Origin of the sequence: Rhodanobacter lindaniclasticus (assembly GCF_004799035.1) — a bacterium.
Classification (GTDB): Bacteria; Pseudomonadota; Gammaproteobacteria; order Xanthomonadales; family Rhodanobacteraceae; genus Rhodanobacter; species Rhodanobacter lindaniclasticus.
The window spans coordinates 1-861 of the sequence record NZ_MWIO01000109.1; the positions used below are offsets into that span (position 1 = coordinate 1).

At 48.8% G+C, this 861-nt stretch carries 1 protein-coding gene; it reads right to left on the bottom strand.

The features are described 5' to 3' along the window. Window positions 1–100: 100 nt before the first annotated feature. Window positions 101–691 (bottom strand): S1 RNA-binding domain-containing protein, encoded by a 591-nt coding sequence (locus B1991_RS18570; protein ID WP_136260147.1) that lies wholly within the window; start codon window positions 689–691, stop codon window positions 101–103. Window positions 692–861: the final 170 nt, after the last annotated feature.

An 861-nucleotide genomic window follows, 5' to 3' on the forward strand; every position in this document is an offset into this window, starting at 1 on the left:
CCCCTTTTTGGACAGAAAAATGAACCTGACCCCTTTTTGCTTGGCCCCCTTTCGGCGCTTGACTACGGACGACGAAATGGTGACACCTTTTTCGTATGACTCAGTCAACCTCTCGCAACTCAAGGTCAAAACGACGTCGGTCGCGCTCATACTTGATAATTCTAACCACCACCCAATCCCCAGGCTCAATGTCGCCGCCGAGTCCATTAAATCGGCTTTTATGGACCAAGCCATGTCCGCGAGAACCAAAATCGACAAAAAAACCATAGTGCTGCACCGATGAAACTTGCCCCACTTCATCGGACCCAGGGGGGTATTGCGATAACAATCCCTCGTAATTCTTGTATCCCGAATCGTTATCTATTAGACGAGCAACCTTATCAACGGCCGCACTCAATATCTCAGAATAGTCCTCCTTAAGATCAGCAATCACCTTCGCGTCTCCAAGGAGATAAGCATCGCGGGAACGCTCCAAGAAGGACAATAGCTTAGTGGCGCTGCTCAGCGCTGCCTGCCGACTATCGACAGGAAAAAGCCCACGACCAACCATATTATCAGCAACGGCCCTCGCCGCTTCCCTCGAATCGAATAACACATCCTCAGCGACGGTACTTAGATAATTTACATCTTGAATCAAGTCAAGATGCACATATCCCGCTGGAGCAATCGTAATAAGATCACTCAGTCCCACGATAGATCAACGACTCTCAGACTCAATGCAATCAGCCTCCACCAGCGTCTGGACCTCCGAAAATATTCTATGAGATGAGTAGCCAAGCACATGCAGATCTTCATCTCATGAAGAAACCTGATGAAATACTTTGGTCCGTTTAGCCTCATACTCACTACGCCGAGCGCCAA